The sequence below is a fragment of the Erythrobacter tepidarius genome (assembly GCF_002155695.1).
GTDB lineage: Bacteria > Pseudomonadota > Alphaproteobacteria > Sphingomonadales > Sphingomonadaceae > Erythrobacter > Erythrobacter tepidarius.
Genome location: NZ_MUYJ01000003.1, coordinates 162,176 through 182,881 on the forward strand (window position 1 = coordinate 162,176; position 20,706 = coordinate 182,881).

Here is a 20,706-nt window from a genome sequence, read left to right on the forward strand (position 1 = left end):
CGGTTTCGTGTCACACTAGGCGCGGACGAGAGGATGAGAAAAGAGCGATGAACGGGGCAACAACAGATATGCCCAGATTGCGGCCGACACCCGGCCAGCTGGCGCTCGCCGAGGCGATCCGCGGCGGGGTGGGCAGGCAGGCGGTCGGGATCCAGACCGTACCTGCGAGCAACTACACCTGCCCCGACCGGTTCGCGCGCGAAAAGGCGGGCCTGTTCGATCGGTTGCCGCAGGTGATCGCGCCGAGCGCGCTCCTGCCCGATCCCGGTATGGCCGTGCCGCATGATGCGACCGGCCGCCCGCTGCTGATCACCCGCGACAATAACGGCAAGGCGCACGTCTTCCTCAATGTCTGCCGCCACCGCGGCACGCGGCTGGTCGAGGGGCAGGAGGTGCAATGCGCCAAGCGGTTGGTATGCCCCTATCACGCCTGGACCTACCGGCTCGACGGTGGGCTGATGGCGCTGCCCCGGCCCGAGACCTTTCCTGGCCTGGACAAGGACGATTTCGGCCTCGTCGAACTGCCCAGCCTGGAGGCAGGCGGGCTGATCTGGTTCGCCCCGAAGGAGGGCGCAGATTTCCGCGATGCGCGGGATCTCGGTCCGGATCTCGACGCTTTCGGACTGCCAGAGGCGCATCTGTTCCGCCGCAAGCTCCACACGGTGAAGGGCAACTGGAAGCTTATCATGGATGCCTTCCTCGAAAGCTACCATGTCACCCGCCTGCACGCATCGACCATCGGCCCGTTCTTCAAGGACGGGATCACCGCGGGCGACCAGATCGGCCCGCACCAGCGCAGCGCCGTGGGGCGGCTGGAGGAGATGGAGGGCGTCGATCTGGCCGACATGGCGCAGCTGCGGCGTGTGGTGACCTTCGCTTACCAGCTGCTCCCGGCGACGATCATCGTCCCCAGCCCCGATTACGTGAACGTGATGGTGCTGATGCCGCAGGCGCATGACCTCACGCTGGTCGAGGATTTCATGCTTATCCCCGAGCCCCCGGCGACGGAAAAGGCGCTGGCGCACTGGGAAAAGAGCTGGAAGCTGCTCGACGGCGGGGTGTTCGCCTCGGAGGACTTCCGGGCGGCAGAACTCGGCCAGCAAGGGCTTGCGAGTGGCGCGGTGACCCATGTCACCCTCGGCACGCTCGAAGGCGGGGTCGCGCGCTTCGATCAGATCGTCACCGAGGCCCTGCGCGCGGCGAACTGAGCGGCGCGCTCAGTGGTCGCAATTCGCATGGAAATGCTCTAGGCGCGCTGCCATGCCGAGCAAGCCTCCCCCTTCCCGACCCCGCCCCGAGCGCGCCGCGGCCCCCAGGCCTCGCCCGGAAGGTGAACGCATCGCCAAGCTGCTCGCCCGTGCCGGGGTCGCCAGCCGCCGCGAGGTCGAGCGGATGATCGCCGAGGGACGCGTCGCGCGCGATGGCAAGGTGCTCGAAACCCCGGCGACGATCCTGCCGAACCTCAAGGGCGTGACAGTCGACGGCAAATCGGTCCGCACGGCCGAACCGACGCGGCTCTTCGCATTTCACAAGCCCGCCGGCCTCATTACCGCCGAGCGCGATCCCAAGGGGCGGGCGACGATCTACACCGCGCTGCGCAACGCATTGCCCAAAAGCGCAGGCCGGGTGATGCCGGTAGGCCGGCTCGACTTCAATACCGAGGGCCTGCTGCTGCTGACCAATGATGGCGAAGTAAAGCGCAAGCTCGAATTGCCCGCCTCGGGCATTCCCCGCACTTATCGCGCGCGCGCGTTCGGCACTGTGTCGCAGCAGCAGCTCGAAGATCTGATCGAAGGGATCGAGATCGACGGCGTGCGCTACGGTTCGATCGACGCCAATCTCGAACGCGCCTCGGGCCGCAATCTGTGGATCGAGATGACCATCACCGAAGGCAAGAACCGCGAGGTGCGGCGCGTGCTCGAACATCTCGGCTTGCAGGTGAACCGGTTGATTCGCGTCGGCTACGGCCCGTTCCATCTCGGCGATCTGCCGCGCGGCCAGGCGGTCGAGCTTACCGGCAGGCCGGTCGAGCGCTTCCTCGCTGAACTGGCCGGGAGCAGCGGGCAGCCCGGGGCGATGCGTCGGTGAGGATCATCGCCGGTCAATGGCGCGGGCGCAAGCTGGTCGCGCCCAAGGGCGATGCCACCCGCCCAACCGCGGATCGCACCCGCGAGACGCTGTTCTCGATGCTGGTGAGCCGCCTCGGCGATTTCGATGGGTTGCAGGTGGCGGATCTGTTCGCCGGTTCGGGCGCGCTCGGCCTCGAGGCCCTGTCCCGCGGCGCCGCATCCTGCCTGTTCGTCGAGCAGGACCGCGCCGCGCTGGACGCGATCAGGGCCAATATCGCGGCACTCGGCGCTCGCGAGCGGGCGCGGATCGAGGCCGGTTCGGTGATGGCCCTGCGCGCTGCCCCTGCCCCGCTCGATCTGATCCTTGCCGATCCGCCCTATCATTCGGGCGCGGGCGAAGTCGCGCTCGACCGGCTCCTGCGGCTCGGCTGGATCGGCCCGCAGACCTGGATCGCGCTGGAAACGGCGGGCAAAGAGGATGTCGCGGTCAAGGGCCTTGCCCTGGAAAGCGAACGCCGGGTCGGCAAGGGCAAGCTCAGCCTGATGCGCCTTGCCTGACCTTGGCCGAACCCGGCACCACCGGTGTCCATAGCGGCGGTCGCTTATCCGCTCCGGGGTGGACGGGTGCGGGCCTCGATCTCGGCCCATACCGATTCGCGCTGTGCCTCGGCCATCTGGCTGAGCGCCACCTTGTCGCTATCGGGCAGCGCCCAGAACAGCTCCCGGCGCGCTTCGCTTAGCGACCAGAAATAGGATTGCGTTTGGCTTGGCCAAGCCTTGAACGCCTGCTGCCTGTCGGCCGGCCAGGTCGCGATCACGGCCTCCTGTTCGGCCGTCATCGGCTCGGCGGAAGGCACGCCTTCGGCGGGAGCCTCGGTCTGCGCGCAAAGCGCCGCCGGGAGCGCCGCGAAGATCAAGCCGGCGCCGGCAAGAGCGAAGATTGTCAAAGATTTGTGCATGGGTTTCTCCATCATTGACCAGACAAAGCATGCACGAACGCAGGTTCATCCCACCGCGCGAACCCCTGTCGGCAGGACCGCCCGACTATGGACGCGCGGCCACGCGTGGCAATCCTTGCTCGCGGCGGGGCATCCCGGGGATGCCCCGTCCGGTCGGCAAATGTGGCGCTTTTGCGGCAGACCGATCAGCAGCTGTGCGGTTTGCCGGGCACAGCGCCACAGCCTGCCTTGCCCGCGCGGCGATTGTTCCATACCTGTTCGCATGAGACGATGAACACCAACCTGCCCTCCACCGCCCCGGCACATGATGCGGTTCCCGCCTATGCCGCGCGGCTGAACGCAGCCCAGCGCGCGGCCGTGCTGGCGACCGAGGGCCCGGTCCTGATGCTGGCAGGCGCGGGCACCGGCAAGACCGCAGCACTCACCGCCCGGCTTGCGCACCTCGTGGCGACGGGCCGCGCCTATCCGTCACAGATCCTGTGCGTCACCTTCACCAACAAGGCGGCCAAGGAAATGCGCGAGCGCGTCGCCCACCACCTCGGCCCGCAGGCCGAAGCAATGCCGTGGCTCGGCACCTTCCATGCGATCTGCGCCAAGATGCTGCGCCGCCATGCCGAGCTGGCGGGCTTGCAGCACAATTTCACCATCATCGACACCGACGATCAGTTGCGCGTGCTCAAGGCCCTCATCACCGAGGCCGAGCTAGACGAGAAGCGCTGGCCCGCGCGCCAGCTCGCCGGCCTGATCGACCGCTGGAAGAACCGCGGTCTCAATCCTGCGGATCTCGATGCGGTGGAGAACGAAGCTTATGCCAACGGCCGGGGCGCGGCGCTCTACGCGCGCTATCAGGAACGGCTGAAGGCTCTCAACGCCTGCGATTTCGGCGATCTGATGCTGCACGTGCTCAACATCCTGCGCGGCCATCCGGATATCCTCGCCGATTACCAGCGCCGCTTGCGCTACATCATGGTGGACGAATACCAGGATACCAATGCGGTGCAGTATCTCTGGCTCCGCCTGTTGGCGCAGGGGCATCGCAATATCTGCGTGGTCGGCGATGATGACCAGTCGATCTATTCCTGGCGCGGGGCGGAGGTCGCCAACATCCTGCGCTTCGAGAAAGACTTTCCCGGCGCACAAGTGATCCGGCTGGAACAGAACTACCGTTCCACCCCGCACATCCTCGGCGCGGCCTCCGGGCTGATCCGCGCCAACAGCCAGCGCCACGACAAGACGTTGTGGACCGAGATCAGCGGCGGCGACAAGGTCAAGGTGATCGGCGTGTGGGACGCGCCCGAGGAAGCCCGCCGGGTGGGCGAGGCGATCGAGCGACTCGAAGCCGAGGGCGCTCCGCTCAATCAGATCGCCATCCTCGTGCGCGCGCAATACCAGACCCGCGAGTTCGAAGATCGCTTCATCCAGATCGGCATCAATTACCGCATCATCGGCGGTTTCCGCTTCTACGAGCGCGCCGAGATCCGCGATGCGCTCGCCTATCTGCGCCTGATCGCCCAGCCGCAGGACGATCTCGCCTTCGAGCGCATCCACAATGTCCCCAAGCGCGGGCTTGGCCCGAAGGCGCTGGAGCAGATGCATTCCCACGCGCGCCGCACCGGCCTGCCGCTGGCGGCGGCCGCGCTGCAACTGGCCGACAGCGACGAGCTGCCCAAGCGTACGGCATCGACGATCGGCGGACTGATGCGCCAGTTCCTCCATTGGCGCGAGCAGGCCGAGGTTCTGTCTCCCGCCGATCTGCTCCGGCTGGTGCTGGAAGAATCTGGCTACAACGCCATGCTCGCGGCTGACCGTTCGCCTGAAAGCGCCGGGCGCGCGGAAAACCTCTCCGAACTTGCCCGGGCGATGGAGGAATACCCGACCCTGGGCGATTTCCTCGAACATGTCAGCCTCGTCATGGACAACGAAAGCGCCGAGGAAGGCGAGACGGTGACGATCATGACGATCCATGCCGCCAAGGGGCTGGAATTCGACAATGTCTTCTGTGTCGGCTGGGAGGAAGGCGTGTTCCCCTCGCAGCGCGCGATCGACGAAGGGGGCCTCGCCAGCCTCGAGGAGGAACGCCGCCTCGCCTATGTCGCGATCACCCGCGCGCGCCGGCACTGCACCATCTTCCACGCGGCCAACCGCCGGATCTATGGCCAGTGGGTCAGCTCGATTCCCAGCCGCTTCATCGACGAGCTTCCGGCCGAGCATATCGACAGCCAATCCACGCTCACCGGCGGGGCATCGCTATGGCGGGCCAACTGGCGCGAGCAGCAAGACCCATTTGCCCATGTCGCCCGCGACTACCCCGCCAAGGCGCAAACGCGCGGCCCTGGCTGGCAGCGCGCGCTGTCCTCGGGCTATGAGACGAAACCCGTGCGCGTGCGCGAGAACACCCGCTCCGCCGCCAGCTTTTCCGCCCCGGCGCGCAGCGACATCGCTATCGGCGCGATGGTGACGCACGACAAGTTCGGCACCGGCTGCGTGATCGATCAGGAAGGCAACAAGCTCACCATCCTGTTCGAGGACGTGGGCGAAAAGCGCGTGCTCGACAGTTTCGTGAAAGTGGTGAGCTGAGGCTTACTCGGCCGGTTCCGCTGCGGCCTGGGGCTTCGCTTTCCAGTAGCGTGCCTCGAAGGGGCGTAGCAATTCGCCGCCCAAATCGCGCGTGCCCTCGGCAATGCCGGTCTTGCAATTCAGGTAGGGCGCAGGATCGGTCCAGGTGCCGAACAGCCTGTCCCACAGCGTGATGGTGTTGCCGAAGTTGGCGCCCATCAGCGCCTCGTCGCGGATGTGGTGCAGGCGGTGCGCGGCCGGCGACATCATCACCTTGCCCACCGGCCCGAGCGTCCAGGGCACATCGGCATGGATCAGATAGCCCCACCAGGCGCGCAGCAGCGAGGCAGTAAGGATCGCCCAGATCGGCAGGCCCAGCAGCAACACCGGCACCAGATCGATCAACAGGCTCAGCAATTCGCCGAGCGGATGCTTGCGATGAAGGGTCAGCCAGTTCATCGCCTCGTCCGCGTGATGCGTGGCATGGATCCGCCACAGCGCGGGACTGTGCTCCAGCCGGTGGCGCCAGTAGGCGGCCAGATCGATCAGGACGATGGCGAGGATGATGGTGAGGACGGCCGGCAGCGCGGACCAGAACGCGATCAGCACCTGATCGCGCGGGATCAGGCGGCGATAGGCGGTCAGCGGCACGGCGATCAGCGGCATCATCACCACGCCGTTGAACAGCATGAGGCCGAGATTGGTGCCGACTTCGCGCCGTGCGGCCATGAAGCCGGCAACAAGCCGGTCGCGCTTGACCACCGCGGCGAGCGCAATGAAGATCAGCGCTGCCGGAACGAGCTCAACCACGGTGGTGCGCAGGGCTTCGAGAACAGCGGCGATCATGCGCGCGGCATAGCGCCCAGGTCGCGAAGAAAGCGTTAAGCCTCAGCGGAAGCCAACGTCGAGGAAGGACGGGCGCGGGCCGTTCCATTCGCCGGCGGGCACCGGCTCGTCGTCCTCGGGATAACGGCGGGGCGACTTGCGATCGTCGCTCGCGGTCACACGGTCGGTCCGCGGGGTGGATTTGTCGCCGCGCGGACGCTCCTCGCGCGGCGCAGGCTCCTCGCTGTCCTTGCGCGCCCGGCGGGGCTTGCGCGCGGTCTCGCGCTCGGGCCGCTCCTCGCCTTGCTCGCGCGGGGCCTTTGCCTTGGCGGCTTGGGCACGGGCGATGACTTCGCCGAGATCGACGCGCACATCTTCCTTGCCGAACACCTTGATCACACTGCCGGTGAGCTTCTCGATATTGGCGATCGCCTCGGCGTCCTCTTCGGTGACGAAGGTGAAGGCGCGGCCCTTTGCCCCGGCGCGGCCCGTGCGGCCAATGCGGTGGACATAATCGTCCGGGTGCCACGGAGTGTCGAAGTTGAAAACGTGGCTTACGCCCTTGATATCGAGCCCGCGCGCAGCGACGTCGGAGGCCACGAGGATGTTGACCTCGCCCGCCTTGAACCGTTCGAGCTCCTTGAGACGCGAGGTCTGATCCATATCGCCGTGGATCTCGCCCGACTTGAAGCCGTGGCGCTTGAGGCTCTGGTTGAGCTCGCGCACCGTGGTCTTCCTGTTGGCGAAGATGATCGCGGTTTCAACCAGGTCGTTTTCGAGCAACCAGCGCAGTGTCTCGCGCTTGGAACGCGATGTCACCGGCACCTTAAAGGCGGTGATATCAGCATTGGTCGAAGCCGCACGGCTGACTTCGATGCGCTTGGGATTGTTCAGAAACTTCTTTGCCAGCTTTTCGATCGGCGCCGGCATCGTTGCCGAAAAGAGCATGGTCTGGCGGGTTTCGGGGAGCTTGGAGCAGATGAACTCGATGTCGGGGATGAACCCCATGTCGAGCATTCGGTCGGCCTCATCGATCACCAGCAGCTCGCAGCCGTTCAAAAGGATCTTGCCGCGTTCGAACAGGTCCATCAGCCGGCCCGGGGTGGCGATCAGCACGTCAACGCCATCGGATAGGGCCTTCAATTGATCGCCCATCTGCACGCCGCCGATCAGCAGCGCCATCTTGAGATCGTGGTTCTTCCCGTATTTCTCGAAGTTCTCGGCAACCTGTACGGCCAGTTCGCGGGTCGGCTCGAGGATCAGCGAGCGCGGCATCAGCGCACGGCGACGCCCGGCAGCCATCACGTCGATCATCGGCAAGACGAAGCTGGCCGTTTTGCCGGTGCCGGTCTGGGCGATGCCTATCAGATCCTTCATCATCAGCACGGCCGGGATTGCCTGTGCCTGGATCGCGGTCGGCGTGGTGTAGCCTGCGTCCTCCACGGCTTTGAGCAATTCGGGCGAAAGGCCGAGATCGGCGAAGGTCATGCGCTGTGTGGTGTCCGAGAATAGCGGGCAGGGTTGCTGCCGGGATTGCTGGCCGGCACACGTTGCAGACGCAGAGCAGGCCCCGCCGGCCTCTCTCTCAATCGGGGGCAAAAGTCAAGGAACCGCGGCGCTGGTGCGCTTGTTCAGTCACGCACCTCGACCAGCCGACGCATCGATTCCACCTCGCAGCGCACGCCGGTGCGCGACTGGAGCTTGTCGCGCTCGACACACAGCCGGCCATCCTCGTTGCGCTCGACATAGAAGCCCGAATAAAAGTCGCGGGCGCGGCACGATTTTTCGAGGTTCACCGAAAGCATCCGGCGATCCCGCAAGAACAGCACCAGCCGGTTGCCGCTGCCAGTCTGCACGCCGGCGATCCCTTCGAGCGGCACGCATTTCTCCTTGCGCGCTTCCTCGAAGCGCGGCGGCATCGCGCGCTGGGGCAGTTCGGCCATCAGGCTTTGCCGCGTCAGGGGCGAGGTCGGGACGATCCGCACCACCACGCGCTGTTCGATCCGCACTTGCTGCAAACTGAGCTGGCCTTGCAAGGCGGCAAGCGGGTTGATCTGCGCCAGATCATCAAGCGCGGCCAGATCGCCTTGCCGGGCCGCGGCCGAAGCCATGCTCGGCACCCTGTCGTCTGGCGCAGGCACGCCAGCCCCCGCCGCCATCGGCAGCAGCGCCGCGAACGGCACGGTCAGGGCGAAGAGGTGGCGCATGACGAAAGGGGCCTTCTCCTTGGCGAGGCGAGCGAACAAACAGCGCAGGGCGTGAATTATCATGCCTAAGGCCGGCAATTGAACCCCTGCTTAACTCGCGCAGGGATGGCGCAAAAGCACTGGCACATTCGATGCAGACTGTGGCATGGCCGCAACAATGATGTCTCACCCCTCGCCCGCCGCATTTCTCGATCAAGCCGCCGCGCTGCTCGGACCGCGCGGACTGACAACCGATCCGGAACGCATGGCCGCCTGGCTGACCGACTGGCGCGGACGTTATACCGGACGCGCGCTGGCGCTGGCCTCGCCGGCCTCGACCGATGAGGTCGCCGCGCTGGTCAAGCTGTGCGCCGCACACCGGGTTCCGATCGTGCCACAGGGTGGCAACAGCGGCATGGCGGGCGGCGCGACCCCGGACGATACCGGCACCGCGATCATCCTCTCATTGCGCCGGATGGACGCGATCCGCAGCCTCGATGCCACCGCCGGAATGGCGGTGTGCGAGGCAGGCGTGATCCTCCAGACCCTGCACGAGGCGGCGGAGGCTGCGGGCACACGCTTCCCGCTCACGCTCGGCGGCAAGGGCTCGGCCACCATCGGCGGGCTGGTGTCGACCAACGCCGGGGGCACACAGGTGCTGCGCCACGGCACGATGCGCGCGCAAGTGCTGGGGCTGGAGGCGGTGCTGGCCGACGGCTCGGTGTTCGATGCGCTCACCCCGCTCAAGAAGGACAATCGCGGGTTCGATCTCAAGCAGTTGCTGATCGGCTCGGAAGGCACGCTCGGGATCGTCACCGCGGCGACGCTGCGGCTGCTGCCCGCGCCGGTCGGACGGGTGACGGCATGGGTCGGGCTCGGCGGGATCGTGGACGCCCGCAGCCTGCTGCGCCGGGTCGAACGTGACATGGGCGAGGCGCTCGAAGGCTTCGAGGTGGTGCCGGCGCACTGTCTCGACGCCGTGCTCGCTCACCTGCCGGCGGCCCGCGCGCCGCTGCAAGCGGCGCACGCATGGAACGCACTGATCGAGTGCGTCTCGGCCAGCGCCGACAGCGCAGCCTTGCGCGACAGGCTCGAAACCAGCCTCGCCGCTGCGCTGGCGGAGGGGCTGATCGAGGATGCCGTGATCGCCGCCAATGACAGGCAGGCCGAGGCTTTCTGGACCTTGCGCGATTCCATCTCCGCAGCCGAACGCGCGATCGGCCCGGCGATGCAGCACGACATCTCGGTCCCGGTCGAGAAGATGCCCGAATTCATCCTTGCCGCCAGCCCGGCGATCGAATCCGCCTTCCCCGGCACGCAGGCAGTCGCCTTTGGGCACCTGGGCGATGGCAATGTGCATTTTCACGTTCTCGCTCCACCGGGCGCAGTGCGCGGCGAATGGGAGGAATCGCACGGCAAGGCGATCAGCGCGCAGGTTCATGATCTGGTCACGCAATGGGGCGGCTCGATCAGCGCGGAACACGGGATCGGACAGATGAAGGTGGCGGAGCTGGCCCGGCTGCACGATCCGGTGGCGCTGGGGCTGATGCACGCGGTGAAGCGCGCACTCGATCCGCTCGGCCTGCTCAACCCCGGCAAGCTGGTGACGGTGCCCCCTGCGGCTTGCACCTAGGGCCGCAAACGCCTACAGGCCGCCCGTCCGGCGGGCGAGCCCTGCCACAGGGATCGAACACAACCGCAAATTTTCGGAGACCAATTCATGGCCAGCGCGCCGCAACCGCAACTTCCGCTGTTCTACAAGGATCTGATGCCGCTCAACAGCCGCGACCATGGGGACTGGAAGGTGACGACGATGGAGGACGCCTCGTTCCTTGCCCAGACCCATGCCGTGCCGCTGACCAGCGACGAGTTCATCGATGCGCAGCGCCACTTCCCGATCGTTTTCACTGCCGGTGACAATCCCCTGCCGATCGCGCTGTTCGGCCTTAATGAAGGGGTCAACACTTTCATGGGTGACGACAACAAGCTGAACACGCTTGTCTATGTCCCGGCCTATGCGCGCCGCTATCCCTTCATGCTCGCGAAGCTGCGTCCGGACACGGATGAATTGTCGCTGTGCTTCGATCCGACCTGCGGCGTGATCGGCAAGTTCGACGAAGGCCAGGCGCTGTTCGATGGTGAAGCCAAGCCGACCGAATACACCCAGGGCGTGCTCGAATTTTGCCGCCGTTTTGAGGAGGCCGGCCAGCGCACCAAGCAGTTCATGGAAGAGCTCAAGAAGCTCGACATCCTGATGGATGGCGAGATCGCGATCACCCGCAACGATCAGCCGGACAAGCCCTTCATCTATCGCGGCTTCCAGATGGTCAACGAGGAAAAGCTGCGCAATCTGCCGATCGAAACGCTCGATACGCTGAACAAGAACGGAATGCTGATCCTGATCCACGCGCATCTGTTCTCGCTCAACCTGATGCGAACCCTGTTCGAGCGTCAGGTTATGCAAGGCAAGATGCCGGCGGTGCCTGCGGCGACCAACTGATCGTTTCGGCCCTTCGGCGGGACGCCTTGTCCAGCACAAAGCGACGGGCGGTCTCGCTTCATGGGGCCGCCCGTTTCCGGTTGTGCCGGGCGACTACTCGGCGGCTTGCAGGATCGGTTCGCCGCCGCTGCCCATCAGTGCGGTTTCGGCGCCCATCACCCGCACCAGACCGGCAAGAATCCCTGCCATGGCCGCCATCCCTTCGCCCGGCTCGGCGAGGCACCGGTCGAGATAGGCCGCGCGACACACCTCGACCTGCATCGCGTGGATACCCTTGTCCGGGGCGCCGTGGCGATCGAGCACGTAGCCGCCCGAATAGGGCCGGTTCTGCGTGGCGGCGCAGCCTTGCGCAGCAAGGTGCCGCAGCGCGGTGCCGACCAGGCCGTGGTGGCACGATACGCCGAACCGGTCGCCCAGCACGATCCGCGGGGCATCGTCCTCGCCCTCGGCCGGACGCAAGGGCGGCATCGAATGCAGATCGATCAGCAGCGCCGCGCCCCAGGCCTTGCGCATCCGCGCCAGTTCCTCGCCGAGAAAGGCATGATAGGCACGGTGGATACCGGCAATCCGCGCCCAGAGTTCGGCGCGCGGCAGACGCCCGCGCCAGATCTCGCCGGTGCCCGGCAAGCGGCGCGGCACCAGACCCAGCCCGCTGCGCGCACGCCGGTTGCTGCCCTGCCCGCCCGAGAGCCGCATCGGTGCGATGTCTTCCGGCCGCCCACCCTCGACCATGTCCCAATCGATGTCGTCTTCGGCGCGGTTGAGATCAAGCAGCGCGCGCGGCGCGTGGGCCACCAGCAGCCCCGCCCCGGTCGCCTGCGCGATCATCCGGCCGAGCCGGTCCACCAGCCGATCTTCCAGCCGCAATTGCGCCCCTCGCGGGTCGCGCATCCGCTCCAGCACCTCCGGCGGATAGGCACGGCCGGCGTGCGGCACCGCGATCAGCACCGGCAGGCGCGTCTGCCTGGGGGCAACGAAGGTGAAGGCAGACATGCCCTCCAGCCCCGGCACACGCCCGCCGTTGATACGCCTCAGACCGCCGTCTGAGGCGCTGGCAGGATTGCGGGAGCCGGAGGAAGCGGGAAACATCGGCTGCCTTGCTGCCGCCTTTGCAGCCCTCTGTCAAAGCCTGATCGTCAGCCGCAGGCGACTTACGCCGGCAAACGGCGCGCCGGAAAAAGATTTCTTAAACCGATAGTGCTAGAACCCTGCCCCATGACTTCGACCAAGACCCCGCACATCCTGCTCGCCGAAGACGAAGAGGCGATGCGCACCTATCTCGAACGCGCGCTGACCAATGCGGGTTACCGCGTGAGCGCGGTCGACCGCGGCACCGACGCAATCCCCCTGCTCGAGACCGGCGATTTCGATCTCCTGCTGTCGGACATCGTCATGCCGGAAATGGACGGTATCGAACTCGCGCAGCGTTGTGCCGAAATTTCCCCGCGCACCAAGGTGATGTTCATCACCGGCTTTGCCGCGGTCAGCTTGCGCGCCAGCCGCGAACAGCCGGCGGCCAGGGTGCTGTCCAAGCCCTTCCACCTGCGCGATCTGGTGCTGGAAGTGGAACGGGTGTTCGAGGAGGCGAGCTAGCCAAGCCGAATCGCTTGCACCTTGGCGAGTGCTGCGATAAATGGCCGCTCCGCGTTCGAGAGGACGCGGTGCGATGGTGCGGGCGTATAGCTCAGTGGTAGAGCACTATGTTGACATCGTAGGGGTCGCAAGTTCAATCCTTGCTACGCCCACCATCTCAGAAAAGCCTCGCAACTCCAAGGGGTTCGCGAGGTTTTTCTTTGTCTGCGACCGGGCGCGCCGGTTGCTCGCCACAACACTGGAAAACTCTGCCGCCCGCCTTTGCGGCGCGTGGCTGCCTGCCTAAGCCTGAAGGCGTGAGCGCACAAATCGACATCGGCCGCGATGCCAGCGGGCAGAGCATCTTCATCGATCTCGAGGAGCTGCTGGCCACGCGCCTGCTGGTGCAGGGCAATTCGGGCTCGGGCAAATCGCACCTGCTGCGTCGCCTGCTGGAGGAGTGCGCCGGGCTGGTGCAGCAGGTGGTGATCGACCCGGAGGGCGATTTCGTGACCCTTGCCGATCACTTCGGCCATGTCGTTATCGACGCCGCGGCCTATTCCCCACGTGAAGTCGAAACCCTCGCCGCGCGTGTGCGCCAGCACCGCGCGTCGGTCGTGCTGTCGCTGGAGGAGCTTGAGGTCGAAGCGCAGCTCCGCTGCGCCGCGCTGTTCCTCGCCGCGCTGTTCGATGCCCCGCGCGAGCACTGGTATCCTGCACTGGTGGTGGTCGATGAGGCACAGATGTTCGCGCCGGCGGCCGCGGGCGAGATCAATGACGAGACCCGCCGGCTGACGCTCGCGGCGATGACCAACTTGATGTGCCGCGGGCGCAAACGCGGGCTTGCCGGAATCGTCGCCACCCAACGCCTCGCCAAGCTGGCCAAGAATGTTGCCGCCGAAGCCTCGAACTTCCTGATGGGGCGCACCTTCCTCGATATCGACATGCAGCGCGCCGCCGACCTGCTGGGCATGGATCGGCGGCAGGCCGAGCGCATCCGCGATCTCCAGCGCGGTCAGTTTCTGGGACTCGGTCCGGCGATTTCCCGGCGGCCGGTCGCGGTCAATGTCGGTTCGGTGCAGACCGGCACCAAGGCGGCCGGGCAAGGCCTGATCCCGCTGCCCGACGCGCCGGGCGAGACGATGCAAGCCCTGCTGACCGACAGGCTTGCCGATGCCGCCCGCGAGCCCGCGCCGCGCGCCCCTGCTCCGCCTGCGCGCCCGGCCCGCGAGATCGAGCATGCGCTGTCATCAGCCCCGGCCCTGCCCCCGATGCCGCCCGCCCCACCCGTGCTGCGTGCGGTGGATCAGGATCCGCCCGTACCTGTCCCGCCCGGGCCGGCCAGCACGGCGATGCCGGCCCTAGCCGAAGACGGGATCGCCGCGGTGGTAGGCGAACTCGCCGCCAGCGAGGGCGCGACCTTCCGTTCCGCAACCGCCCTGTTCCGGGATTTCGCGATCCGCTGCCGTCAGCGCGGCATTCCCAGCGCCCATGTCGATCTCGCCGCCTTCCGCCGCCTGTTCGCCTTCGCGCTGGCCGGGGTCGAACGGCTGGAGCCACCTATGCGCAGTCTGGTGGTGGAACTGGCGGCGCAGGTCGAAGAGGATGTGCTTGCCCCCTATCTTGCGCTGGTGATCGCGGCAGCAACCGGCGATCCCATGCCGCACGAGGAGGATCTCGCGCGGCTCTATGGCAGCGCCAGCCCGAGCCGGGTTCGCCGCCTGTTGGACCACCTCGAACGGGTGGGCCTGATCGTGGTGCGCGAGGGCTTCGGCGGAGAGCGCAGCATCACCGTGCCGGGCGTCGAAAAATGGCGCGCCGAGCAGAGCCGCATCGTCCTTGCCTCCTGACTCGGCGCCGTTCGACCGCTTCGACCGGCTGTTGCAGTGTTTGCAAATCAATTGCGGTTCCTCCGGCAGGCCGCCCGCTTGCAACCACGCCCTCCTCTGCTAAAGCCCGCGCGGGATCTTTCACGACATCCTGTTCACTCACAGGCCGCCCGCGGACGGGCGATGAGAATGGGGCATTACAAGAATGCAGAAAATCAAGGTGGTAAACCCGGTCGTCGAGCTTGACGGCGACGAGATGACCCGGATCATCTGGCAGTGGATCCGCGAGCGTCTGATCCTGCCCTACCTCGACATCGACCTCAAATATTACGACCTCTCGATCGAGAACCGCGATGCGACCGACGATCAGGTGACGGTCGATTCCGCCAATGCGATCAAGCAGTACGGTGTCGGGGTGAAGTGCGCCACCATCACCCCCGACGAGCAGCGCGTCGAGGAATTCGGCCTGAAGAAGATGTGGAAGAGCCCCAACGGCACGATCCGCAACATTCTGGGCGGCGTGGTGTTCCGCGAGCCGATCGTGATCGACAATGTCCCGCGCCTGGTGCCAGGCTGGACCGATCCGATCGTGGTGGGCCGCCATGCCTTCGGCGACCAGTACCGCGCCACCGACACCCGCATCCCTGGCCCGGGCAAGCTGCGGCTGGTGTTCGACGGCGAGGACGGCACCAAGATCGATCTCGACGTCTTCGACTTCCCCAGCGCCGGTGTGGCGATGGCGATGTACAACCTCGACGATTCGATCCGCGACTTCGCCCGCGCCAGCTTCAACTACGGTCTCGCGCTGGGCTGGCCGGTCTATCTCTCCACCAAGAACACCATCATGAAGGCCTATGACGGGCGCTTCAAAGACCTGTACCAGGAAGTGTTCGACACCGAAGGCTTTGCCGAAAAGTTCAAGGAAAAGGGCATGGTCTACGAACATCGCCTGATCGACGACATGGTCGCCAGCGCCCTCAAGTGGAGCGGCAAATTCGTCTGGGCCTGCAAGAACTACGACGGCGACGTGCAGTCGGACACCGTGGCGCAGGGCTTCGGCTCGCTCGGCCTGATGACCTCGGTGCTGATGACCCCGGACGGCAAGACCGTCGAGGCCGAGGCGGCGCACGGCACTGTCACCCGCCATTACCGCCAGCACCAGCAGGGCAAGGCGACCTCGACCAATCCGATTGCCTCGATCTTCGCCTGGACCCGCGGGCTGATGTACCGCGGCAAGTTCGACGGCACCCCCGATGTGGTGCGTTTCGCCGAGACGCTAGAGAAGGTCTGCATCACCACGGTCGAGAGCGGCAACATGACCAAGGATCTCGCGCTGTTGATCGGCCCCAACCAGGCATGGCAGACCACCGAGCAGTTTTTCGAGACGATCGTCCACAACCTCGAACAGCAAATGGCTGGCTGGGCCTGATACCCCTGCCGCCAAAGGAAAGCCGGGCGGATGCAAGCCCGCCCGGCAGTTTAATGGCTCGGCGCTGGTGACAGCCCTGCCGCGCTCCGTTAAGCCTTGGGCATGGCTGGCGAACTGACCCTTTCTCCCGTCCTTTCGGACGCGCTCGTGATTCTCGGGGCGGCTGGCATTGTCATCCCGGTCTTCGCCCGCTTCCGCATCACCCCGATCATCGGTTTCATCCTCATCGGGGTGCTGGTCGGCCCCTATGGGCTAGGCTCGCTGGTCGAACGGATGGCGTGGCTCGAATACATCACAATTACCAGGCCGGATAGGCTGACGCCCTTTGCCGATTTCGGCATCGTCCTGCTTTTGTTCGCGATCGGACTGGAACTGTCGTTCAACCGCCTGTGGCAGCTGCGCAAGCTGGTGTTCGGTCTCGGCGCGCTGGAGCTGATCATCATAGGTTTCTCGCTTGCCGCCTTTCTCGGCCTGAGCGGCATGCTCGGCTGGAAAGCGGCACTGGCGCTGGGCTTTGCGCTCGCCTTTTCCTCGACCGCGATCGTGCTGCCGATCTCAGGCACCCGCACGCCGGTGGGGCGCGCGGCACTGTCGATGCTGCTGTTCGAGGACATCATGATCGTCCCGATCATCTTCATCCTTGGCGCGCTGGCCCCCAATGCCAGGAGCGAAGGCTGGGAAGGCCTGATCGACACGCTTTGGCAAGGCGGGCTGGTGATCGCGCTGCTGCTGGTCGCAGGGCGCTTTGTCCTGCCCCATTTGTTTGCGCAGGCCGCGCGCACCAAGAACCCGGAGCTGTTTCTCGCGGCCTCGCTGCTGGTGGTGATCGGCGCGAGCCTATCCACCGCGCTTGTCGGGCTCTCGCCGATCGTTGGCGCACTGATCGCGGGCCTGCTGATCGCCGAGACCGAATATCACACCGAAGTCGAACTGATCATGGAGCCATTCAAAGGCCTTGCGCTCGGGGTGTTCCTGATCACCGTCGGCATGAGCATCAATCTGGTCGAGATCGGAGCGCAGATCGGCGCGCTGACCCTGGCGGTGGTGGGGGTCCTGACCTTCAAGGCGCTGGTCACCGGCATCCTGCTGCGGCTGATGGGCGCGCGGCGCAGCACCGCGGCCGAAACCGGAATGATGATGGCATCTCCGAGCGAGACCAGCCTGATCGTGCTTTCGGCGGCCACGGCGGCGCTGGTGATCGACGGTGAGACGGCACAATTCTGGCAGACCGTCACTGCCATCGGCCTTACCATCACCCCGCTGCTGGCCAAGCTGGGCCAGGTGATCGCCCGCAGGGTCGAGCCGGTCGCGGCGACACCTGCCGACGAGGACAACACCGAGGGGCGCACCATCATCGTCGGCGGCGGACGGGTCGGGCGGCTGGTCGCGGACATGATGCAGACCCACGGCCAGCCCTATGTGATGATCGATTCGAACCCCGATCTGATCGACCGGGCCAAGCGCGATGGCTATCGTGCGGTCTTTGGCGACGCCGGGCGGCGCGGCACGCTGACCCGCATGGGCGCTGCGAACGCGCCAGCGGTGGTGCTGACGATGGATGAACCGGTGCTGGCCCAGCGGCTGGTGGCCAAGCTGCGCCAGGCCTATCCCGACCTGCTGATCGTCGCTCGTGCGCGCGATACGGATCATGCCGCTGCGCTCTACCGCGCCGGCGCCAGCCATGCCGTGCCGGAAACGCTCGAAAGCTCGCTTCAGCTGTCAGAGGCGGTGCTGGTCGACATCGGCATCCCGATGGGCCCGGTGATCGCCTCGATCCACGCCAAGCGCGATGAATTTCGCGAACAGCTCGAACGCGAGGGGGGACTGAGCGAGAGGCCCAAGCTCAAAAGCGCGGGCCTGCACGAGCGGACGAGCTAGGCGGCCATCGCCGCCTTGACCGCCGCCAGCGCCTCGTCTGCCTTGTCGCCATTGGGCCCACCGCCCTGCGCCATGTCGGGCCGACCGCCGCCGCCCTTGCCGCCCAGTGCCTCAACCCCGGCGCGCACCAGATCGACCGCACTGAAACGCCCGGTCAGATCGTCGGTCACCGCCGCGGCGATGCTCGCCTTGCCATCATTGACCGCGATCACTGCCGCGACCCCGCTGCCCAAGCGCCGCTTGGCCGCATCGAGCAGAGGGCGAAGTTCCTTGGGATCGAGTCCTTCGAGCACCTGCCCGCTGAAGGTCACACCCGCGATTGTCTCGTCAGCGCTCGCAGCGCCTCCGCCCCGATTCCCGCCGCTCAGCGCCAGCGCCTTCTTGGCCTCGGCCAGCTCCTTTTCCAGCCGCTTGCGCTCGTCCATCAGCGCGGCGAGGCGGCTCGGGACTTCCTCAGGGGTCGAACGGATCACCCCAGCCGCCGCCTTCAAGGCCTCCTCACGAGCGACCAGCCACTGCCGCGCGACCTCGCCGGTCAGAGCCTCGATCCGGCGCACGCCCGAGGCAACGGCACTTTCCGACACGATGCGGAAGATGCCGATATCGCCGGTGGCGCGGACATGCGTGCCGCCGCACAGCTCGACCGAGTAGCTGCGGCCATCCTTGCCGACGCGGCCCATCGCCAGCACGCGCACTTCATCGCCATACTTCTCGCCGAACAGGGCCAGCGCACCCGCCGCGACGGCATCTTCGGGAGTCATCAGGCGGGTCGACACGGTCACGTTTGCTCGGATTTCCGCGTTCACTTCGGCCTCAATCGCGGCAATGTCCTCAGGCGTGAGCGCAACCGGGTGCGAGAAATCAAAGCGCAGGCGGTCTTCCGCGACCATGCTGCCCTTCTGGGTCACGTGTCCGCCGAGGCGGTTACGCAGCGCCGCGTGAACGAGGTGGGTGGCCGAGTGGTTGGCGCGGATGCGATCGCGCCGGGCGACGTCGACGTCAAGCTGGACGCTGTCCCCCACCGCCACCGATCCGGCGTCGATGCGCACATGATGCGCGTGGAGCCGGCCGAGCGGCTTGGCAGTATCGGTGACAGTGGCCTTGAGACCTGCGAGGCTTGCCATGGTGCCGGCATCGCCGGTCTGGCCGCCGCTTTCCCCGTAAAACGGGGTCTGGTTGGTGAGAATGATGACCTCATCACCTGCCGATGCGCTGGCGACTTCAACTCCGCCCTTGACGATCGCGACCACCCGGCCCTCGCCGCTGGTGGCGGTGTACCCGGTGAACTCGGTCGCGCCCTCGCGCTCGGCGATGTCGAACCACACCTCTCCCGAAGCGGCCTCGCCCGATCCTTTCCAGGCGGCGCGGGCGGCGGCCTTCTGGCGCGCCATTGCGGCGTCGAATCCGGCCTTGTCCACACCGATCCCGCGATTGCGCAACGCGTCCTCGGTGAGATCGTAGGGAAAGCCGTAAGTGTCATAGAGGCGGAACGCCACTTCGCCATCCAGCTCGCCGCCCTCGCCCAGACCACTGGTCGCCTCGTCAAGCAGCCTCAGACCCTTGTCGAGCGTGCGGCGGAACTGGGTTTCCTCGCGTTCGAGCACTTCCTCGATCAGCGCCTGGCCGCGTGCGAGTTCGGGATAGGCCGAACCCATCTCGGCAATCAGCGCGGGAACGAGGCGATGCATGAGCGGCTCCGAGGCGCCAAGCAGGTGCGCATGGCGCATGGCGCGGCGCATGATCCGGCGCAGCACATAGCCGCGCCCCTCGTTCGAAGGCAGCACGCCGTCAGCCATCAGAAAGCTGGTGGATCGCAGGTGATCGGCAATCACGCGGTGCGAGGCGGCGGAATCGCCCTTTGCGGCCACGCCGGTGAGCTGTTCGCTCGCGGCGATCAGCGCCTTGAAGGTGTCGGAGTCATAATTGTCGTGCACGCCCTGCAGCACAGCGGCGATACGCTCGATGCCCATGCCGGTGTCGATCGAGGGCTTGGGCAGATCGATCCGCTTGCCGCCCGGCTGCTGCTCGTATTGCATGAACACGAGGTTCCAGATCTCGACGAAGCGGTCTCCGTCCTCGTCCGGGCTGCCCGGAGGGCCGCCGAAGATATGATCGCCGTGATCGTAGAAGATCTCCGAGCATGGACCGCACGGCCCGGTGTCACCCATCGACCAGAAATTGTCCGAGCTGGCGATGCGGATGATCCGCTCATCGGGCAGACCGGCGATGCGCTTCCACAGGCCGGCGGCTTCATCGTCGGTGTGAAAGACGGTGACGGTGAGCCTGTCCTTGGGCAGGCCCCATTCGCGCGTCAGCAGCGTCCAGGCATGCTCAATCGCCTGCTCCTTGAAGTAATCCCCGAAAGAGAAGTTGCCGAGCATCTCGAAGAAGGTGTGATGCCGCGCCGTGTAGCCGACATTGTCGAGATCATTATGCTTGCCCCCGGCGCGCACGCATTTCTGCGCGGAAGCCGCGCGCGGGCTCGCCGCGGTCTCAAGGCCGGTGAACACGTTCTTGAAGGGCACCATTCCGGCGTTGACGAACATCAACGTCGGATCATTGTACGGCACGAGCGGTGCGCTCGGGGTGACGGTGTGACCGGCCTTGCCGAAATAATCGAGGAAGGAACGGCGGATTTCGTTGGTCGAGCTCATGGGCGTGCAGTTAGGCAATGCGGAAGGCGATGGCAATGGAGCGCGCACAGGCCACGCTTCACCGCAGGCTTCGGGTGTGGCGCGTGCTCCACAAGCGCAGGTGCATCCGGCTCGCAATCGGCGCCAAACGATCTGCCAGGCTTGATCGAAAAGCCGGCGCGAGGCTCTGACAAGAGGCCTTGCGCCGGCTTTCCGGTTCTCCGGGCGCCCTTGGGACGGGCGGGGAGCAGGACGATCCCCGGCAATGCG

Annotated in this window: 16 protein-coding genes and 1 tRNA gene; 11 read left to right on the forward strand and 6 right to left on the reverse strand. The window is 66.2% G+C overall.

The window, feature by feature from the left end:
* The first annotated feature begins 68 nt into the window (after nucleotides 1-68).
* Genes BZF61_RS03820 through rsmD form a run of 3 tightly spaced genes read left to right on the forward strand, consistent with a single transcriptional unit; the run spans nucleotide 69 to nucleotide 2,627 of the window.
* Nucleotides 69-1,208, forward strand: a complete 1,140-nt coding sequence (locus tag BZF61_RS03820) for an aromatic ring-hydroxylating oxygenase subunit alpha (protein ID WP_245804496.1) — start codon at nucleotides 69-71, stop codon at nucleotides 1,206-1,208.
* 52 nt (nucleotides 1,209-1,260) lie between these two features.
* Nucleotides 1,261-2,088 carry a pseudouridine synthase gene (locus BZF61_RS03825; protein WP_086617322.1) on the forward strand — a complete coding sequence of 276 codons (828 nt, stop codon included), beginning with the start codon at nucleotides 1,261-1,263 and terminating at the stop codon, nucleotides 2,086-2,088.
* On the forward strand, nucleotides 2,085-2,627 hold the full coding sequence (gene rsmD / locus BZF61_RS03830; protein WP_086617323.1) for a 16S rRNA (guanine(966)-N(2))-methyltransferase RsmD: 543 nt from the start codon (nucleotides 2,085-2,087) through the stop codon (nucleotides 2,625-2,627). Before BZF61_RS03825 ends, rsmD begins: the two co-directional genes overlap by 4 nt.
* A 44-nt stretch (nucleotides 2,628-2,671) precedes the next feature.
* On the opposite strand, the gene BZF61_RS03835 is transcribed toward rsmD, so the two are convergent.
* Nucleotides 2,672-3,028 (reverse strand): hypothetical protein, encoded by a 357-nt coding sequence (locus tag BZF61_RS03835; RefSeq protein WP_086617324.1) that lies wholly within the window; start codon nucleotides 3,026-3,028, stop codon nucleotides 2,672-2,674.
* Nucleotides 3,029-3,298: 270 nt separating this feature from the next.
* Here BZF61_RS03835 and BZF61_RS03840 point away from each other — a divergent pair, with 270 nt between their 5' ends.
* Complete coding sequence (locus tag BZF61_RS03840; RefSeq protein ID WP_086617325.1) at nucleotides 3,299-5,605, forward strand: ATP-dependent helicase; 2,307 nt, start codon at nucleotides 3,299-3,301, stop codon at nucleotides 5,603-5,605.
* A gap of 3 nt (nucleotides 5,606-5,608) precedes the next feature.
* Here BZF61_RS03840 and BZF61_RS03845 read toward each other — a convergent pair whose 3' ends face one another.
* The 3 genes from BZF61_RS03845 to BZF61_RS03855 all read right to left on the reverse strand — a co-directional run bounded on the left by BZF61_RS03845 (nucleotide 5,609) and on the right by BZF61_RS03855 (nucleotide 8,679).
* A complete protein-coding gene (locus BZF61_RS03845) occupies nucleotides 5,609-6,430 on the reverse strand; it encodes a sterol desaturase family protein (protein ID WP_086617326.1) in 822 nt (273 codons plus the stop codon).
* Between the two features lie 42 nt (nucleotides 6,431-6,472).
* Nucleotides 6,473-7,897 carry a DEAD/DEAH box helicase gene (locus BZF61_RS03850; protein ID WP_086617327.1) on the reverse strand — a complete coding sequence of 475 codons (1,425 nt, stop codon included), beginning with the start codon at nucleotides 7,895-7,897 and terminating at the stop codon, nucleotides 6,473-6,475.
* 143 nt (nucleotides 7,898-8,040) lie between these two features.
* Nucleotides 8,041-8,679: a hypothetical protein gene (locus BZF61_RS03855; RefSeq protein ID WP_245804497.1), complete on the reverse strand. Its 639-nt coding sequence runs from the start codon at nucleotides 8,677-8,679 to the stop codon at nucleotides 8,041-8,043.
* A gap of 94 nt (nucleotides 8,680-8,773) precedes the next feature.
* Between BZF61_RS03855 and BZF61_RS03860 the strand changes: the two genes are divergently transcribed.
* Both BZF61_RS03860 and BZF61_RS03865 read left to right on the forward strand, forming a co-directional pair.
* Nucleotides 8,774-10,228, forward strand: a complete 1,455-nt coding sequence (locus BZF61_RS03860; protein ID WP_086617328.1) for an FAD-binding oxidoreductase — start codon at nucleotides 8,774-8,776, stop codon at nucleotides 10,226-10,228.
* Between the two features lie 87 nt (nucleotides 10,229-10,315).
* A complete protein-coding gene (locus BZF61_RS03865; protein ID WP_086617329.1) occupies nucleotides 10,316-11,095 on the forward strand; it encodes a SapC family protein in 780 nt (259 codons plus the stop codon).
* A 93-nt stretch (nucleotides 11,096-11,188) separates the two neighbouring features.
* Here the strand turns inward: BZF61_RS03865 and BZF61_RS03870 are convergent, their stop codons facing one another.
* Complete coding sequence (locus BZF61_RS03870) at nucleotides 11,189-12,184, reverse strand: N-formylglutamate amidohydrolase (protein WP_086617330.1); 996 nt, start codon at nucleotides 12,182-12,184, stop codon at nucleotides 11,189-11,191.
* A gap of 126 nt (nucleotides 12,185-12,310) precedes the next feature.
* On the opposite strand from BZF61_RS03870, the gene cpdR reads away from it, so the two are divergent.
* From cpdR to BZF61_RS03895, 5 genes are all read left to right on the forward strand, one after another.
* A complete protein-coding gene (cpdR, locus tag BZF61_RS03875) occupies nucleotides 12,311-12,688 on the forward strand; it encodes a cell cycle two-component system response regulator CpdR (protein WP_086617331.1) in 378 nt (125 codons plus the stop codon).
* An 80-nt stretch (nucleotides 12,689-12,768) separates the two neighbouring features.
* Nucleotides 12,769-12,843 (forward strand) — tRNA-Val (locus BZF61_RS03880).
* A 141-nt stretch (nucleotides 12,844-12,984) separates the two neighbouring features.
* The gene (locus BZF61_RS03885) at nucleotides 12,985-14,517 is read left to right on the forward strand and encodes a helicase HerA domain-containing protein (protein WP_086617332.1); all 1,533 of its coding nucleotides are present in this window, start codon (nucleotides 12,985-12,987) and stop codon (nucleotides 14,515-14,517) included.
* A gap of 184 nt (nucleotides 14,518-14,701) precedes the next feature.
* Complete coding sequence (locus tag BZF61_RS03890; RefSeq protein ID WP_086617333.1) at nucleotides 14,702-15,925, forward strand: NADP-dependent isocitrate dehydrogenase; 1,224 nt, start codon at nucleotides 14,702-14,704, stop codon at nucleotides 15,923-15,925.
* 102 nt (nucleotides 15,926-16,027) lie between these two features.
* Nucleotides 16,028-17,803, forward strand: coding sequence for a cation:proton antiporter domain-containing protein (locus BZF61_RS03895; protein WP_086617334.1), 1,776 nt, complete (start codon nucleotides 16,028-16,030; stop codon nucleotides 17,801-17,803).
* On the opposite strand, the gene alaS is transcribed toward BZF61_RS03895, so the two are convergent.
* Nucleotides 17,800-20,457, reverse strand: a complete 2,658-nt coding sequence (gene alaS / locus BZF61_RS03900; RefSeq protein ID WP_086617335.1) for an alanine--tRNA ligase — start codon at nucleotides 20,455-20,457, stop codon at nucleotides 17,800-17,802. The genes BZF61_RS03895 and alaS overlap by 4 nt on opposite strands.
* Between the last annotated feature and the right edge of the window lie 249 nt (nucleotides 20,458-20,706).